The organism is Marinobacter sp., assembly GCF_035268745.1.
Taxonomy (GTDB): Bacteria; Pseudomonadota; Gammaproteobacteria; order Pseudomonadales; family Oleiphilaceae; genus Marinobacter.
On sequence record NZ_DATFKH010000258.1, the window covers coordinates 1 to 3,742 of the forward strand.

A 3,742-nucleotide genomic window follows, 5' to 3' on the forward strand; every position below is an offset into this window, starting at 1 on the left:
AGAGAACATTGGATGTTCCATCGAGGCGATATCGTCCTTCGGAACAACATCCGAGATATCCAGGATGAAGAAGTCTTTTTGTGGGTGTCTATCAGGTAGCAAGGGCATGTCTGCACGATACAGAAAGTTTGTCCTATCAGGAACCAAAAGTTTGACGGATCAGGAACCGTTCTGAGGTTCTCTATGTCCGAACCAGAGTTTGTCCTATCAGGAACCCTTCCGCACGATTTTCTGTTTGACCCTTTCGGAACCCAAATTTGACCCTTTCGGAACCCAAGCTTGACCCTTTCGGAACCCTGTGGATAGTTTCCTGTTTTTAAGTCATAGGGTTAAAGGCAATTTTTTGGTCCGTAACACTACTCCGTAGGTAACACTATTAACACTAGGGATTTTCGAACTTCATCGTTCGAAATGTCAGTGAGATGCGTCGCGACCGGATGTGTTTCTGACCCTCAAAGACATCCGTCTTCCTGGACGGGATAGCATGGGTCCACATGTGGCGAGCGTCACCCTTCAAAACCAACAGACTCGCCGGTTGGACGTGCAGCACCGTTTGCTGAGAAGGTGTTTGAGAGGCAAACCGCATCACACAGGCCGAGAGAAGGCTCAGGGAGGCGATTGTTTCTCCAAAGCAGGGTTGGCAGTCGATATGGGCAGAGATGCCCTGTACGGGCTGATATTCGTTGACAATGACCTGATCCGGTATGGCGTGAAAATTACCTTCAGTGGTCAACCGTTCCGCCAGCTGTTGGAACAACTCAGGCAATGGCCCAAGATAATCTTCCCTGCGGGTCTGCCGTGCTTTGTAGTCGTAGCGATAATCCCCGGTCAACTATGCGCTCTGTACGCTCATCAGAGCCGCTCACAGCGCCCTCAGGCGGCTTTAGGCCTGTTTGATAGGTTGGGCCCTAGAGGGCTTGATCTCGGTTGTGTGAGGGTGGCAGGAAATAGCAACGTATTACATTTGTGACAAATGACCCGCAGAATCGATCACACAACCCGCCAGTCCATTGCCAAGAAGATGCGCGAAGGTGTCCGCCCGGAAGTTTTGGCGCGGGAGTATGGCGTCACCGTGCGAACGGTCTATCGCTGCGCACAGTTCATGCGGGAGATACAGATCGAGCGGGGCAGCAGGACGGAAACGGTGGTCTGCCGCGTGTCACCTGCGGACCTGGCGTTGTTCGATGAAAAGCTGAAAGAGGCCGGCGTCCGGAACCGGAGTGAGGCTTTGCGCAATGTCATCCGCAATGTGGGCGGCATGGCCGCGCCGGATGCCGAGCTGGCGGAAGCGCTGAATGCGATGAAGGGCGCGCTCAACAAGGTTGGCAACAACGTTTCTCAGATCGCCAAACGGATGAACGACGCCAAGAACCGGGGGCAATCTTTACCCTTCAGCGAGACAGACCATGCGGAGATCCGGCATCTGGCTGGGATGGTGCTCGACTTTGCTGATGAGGTCGCGCTGATGGCCGACGGGCGGCGCAGTACGCTTGAGCTCAAGATTTCTGACGAGCTGAAGAACCTGGCCAAGCGCGGTGTCTAGGCCCGCGCCCTCCCCGCCATATGGGGGGAGGGCGCTGCCGTCATTTCCCGCTCAGCATCGCCTGACGCAGGATCGCGTTCATGCGGGACTGGTAACCTTTGCCGCCAGCCTTGAGCCAGGCGAGCACATCAGCATCCAGACGGGCTGTGATCTGTTTCTTGATCGGACGGAAATGTTCAGGACGTTTCATCTCGGCCAGCTGCGCGTCGTTCAGCTCGGGAATGTCGCTCGTGTCGATCTCGGCGTCCGGAAGCGCGGCGAGACGCTTGAGGTCGGCTTTCTGTGCTTCCGTCAAAGGCGGGAGCGTGTTGAGTGTATGTTCAACCTTCTTCATATCGCTTCCTTTCTTTCCGTGTTGCGGGACGTGCCGAGATGATGCGGATCACTTCAACCGGCTCGTCTAATGGCCCTTCTTCCGTGAACGTGTGGGCGACCAGAACGACCGCGAGGCCGTCGATCTCGCCGACTGTCTGCCAGCGTTGTTCCCCGTCCTCGATGCGGTCCTGCACGGATAGGTGCAACGGATCGAGGAAGACGCGGGCCGCGATCTCAAAGCTGAGGCCGTGCTTGCGCTGGTTGGACAGGTTCTTGTCTTCGTCCCAGGTGAAGAGCGGAGATGTCATATCCAATATGTAACTACTTTTTTGTAGTTATTCAAGTTGTAGAGGGCTTGGTTCCCCGTCAAGGTATTTTACCCAAGGGGGTAAAGCTGTTACCCTTTCATAAGCTAAAAACTTTACGATGTGAAATGGGCGGGGTAACGGGCATGTCACTATCCGCATCGCAGGCAGCGAGGAAAGTTGGAAAGAGCGTTCCTACAATCACAAGGGCCATAAAAAAGGGAAAATTGTCTGCTAAGCCCCGAGAGGGTGGCGGGTGGATCATCGAGGCGTCAGAGCTTTTTCGTGTTTGGCCTGCCGTTTCAGATGAAAGTGGCGCAACCCCATCAATGTTAGGAAGTGAAACCCCTTCTGAAACCAGCGCGTTAGAGCGTGAAGTTGAGCTATTGCGCGAGATGTTGGAGGAGACCCGCGCCGACCGGGACAGCTGGAAAGACCAGGCACAGAAGATCACAGCTTTGATCGAGGATCAGAGCGCCCGGAAGAAGAGTTTTTGGGCGCGTTTGGTAGGGGCGCGGTAGTATGAGCCGGCTGCCTAGTTTCACCGCAGCGCGTCTTGCTTCTTGCAGTATGCAACGAAGGCGGCGCCTGCATTCTGGGTAGGGTTCCCTTTGCCAGCTTCGTCCTGGGCGAACTCCATCCAGTTGGCGCGGAGGGCGTGGTAATCCCAGCCCTTTTCCCGCGCGATCCCGCGGGCCTTTTCCTCGGCCCAGTCCGGCAGGGTGATGGAAGGGGCGAGCGTGGTCTTTGCCTTGCGGGGGCGGATGATCACTAGATCATCTGCCGTCAGCTCCATGCGGTAGAAGGGCATGTGATCGTCCGCGATGATCCGGCGGATGTTGAGACGGAACTTTTTGAGGGGTGCGTTACTGCCGGTCTTGTTCTGGAGGTTGGCGAGGCCGATCTGCCATTTCTTCTGTTCACCGCAGTGCTTGCGGGCGATCTCGTAGATACGGCGTTCGAGTGGACGACGCAGGCGGAAATAGTCATTGGTGATCGTCACGACTTCGTTGCCCTCAATCGCGCGCATGACCCAATCGGATAGGACAACCTCGCAGTAGTCGAGCCGCCATGTATCTTCCTGCATGACGAAGCCGCCTTCGTCGATCAGGCCGAAGATCCGCGTTTCGCGCCGGTTGCCCGTCGTGATGTCCGTTTGGAACGTGGTGCCGCGTAACCGGTTGAAAGCTTGTGCAAGGCGCTTGTAGTGATTGCCGCCTATGGGTCTGTTTGTAGCAATGGACAACTCACGCGCAGAGAAGCGGACGCGCTTTCCAATTTTCTCGCCTCGGTTCTTCCTATGCATCAGCTGACTGATGCAGAAGATCAGAATATCTTTATCGAAGATCGTAGGCAGGCCAATCCATGAGGGTGTGATCTGCAGCCTGTTGTCACCGCTACGGTATTCAAGGTGGCGCATGTCTGGCTTGGTCGCCAGAGAGAACATTGGATGTTCCATCGAGGCGATATCGTCCTTCGGAACAACATCCGAGATATCCAGGATGAAGAAGTCTTTTTGTGGGTGTCTATCAGGTAGCAAGGGCATGTCTGCACGATACAGAAAGTTTGTCCTATCAGG

General features: G+C 55.4%; 6 protein-coding genes. 2 read left to right on the plus strand and 4 right to left on the minus strand.

Annotated features, from left to right (window positions below; all coding sequences use genetic code 11):
- Positions 1–382: 382 nt before the first annotated feature.
- Positions 383–832 carry an alpha-ketoglutarate-dependent dioxygenase AlkB gene (locus tag VJ956_RS16300; protein WP_324086097.1) on the minus strand — a complete coding sequence of 150 codons (450 nt, stop codon included), beginning with the start codon at positions 830–832 and terminating at the stop codon, positions 383–385.
- Between the two features lie 141 nt (positions 833–973).
- Between VJ956_RS16300 and VJ956_RS16305 the strand changes: the two genes are divergently transcribed.
- Positions 974–1,543 carry a hypothetical protein gene (locus VJ956_RS16305; RefSeq protein WP_324086098.1) on the plus strand — a complete coding sequence of 190 codons (570 nt, stop codon included), beginning with the start codon at positions 974–976 and terminating at the stop codon, positions 1,541–1,543.
- 40 nt (positions 1,544–1,583) lie between these two features.
- Here the strand turns inward: VJ956_RS16305 and VJ956_RS16310 are convergent, their stop codons facing one another.
- Positions 1,584–1,877: a BrnA antitoxin family protein gene (locus VJ956_RS16310; RefSeq protein ID WP_324086099.1), complete on the minus strand. Its 294-nt coding sequence runs from the start codon at positions 1,875–1,877 to the stop codon at positions 1,584–1,586.
- Positions 1,864–2,166, minus strand: a complete 303-nt coding sequence (locus tag VJ956_RS16315; protein ID WP_324086102.1) for a BrnT family toxin — start codon at positions 2,164–2,166, stop codon at positions 1,864–1,866. Before VJ956_RS16315 ends, VJ956_RS16310 begins: the two co-directional genes overlap by 14 nt.
- On the opposite strand from VJ956_RS16315, the gene VJ956_RS16320 reads away from it, so the two are divergent.
- On the plus strand, positions 2,160–2,684 hold the full coding sequence (locus VJ956_RS16320) for a hypothetical protein (protein WP_324086100.1): 525 nt from the start codon (positions 2,160–2,162) through the stop codon (positions 2,682–2,684). The two genes, VJ956_RS16315 and VJ956_RS16320, sit on opposite strands and share 7 nt — an antisense overlap.
- Before the next feature lie 20 nt (positions 2,685–2,704).
- Here VJ956_RS16320 and VJ956_RS16325 read toward each other — a convergent pair.
- Positions 2,705–3,742 (minus strand): replication initiator protein A (locus VJ956_RS16325; protein ID WP_324086101.1); only part of this gene is annotated, 1,038 nt, incomplete at its 5' end.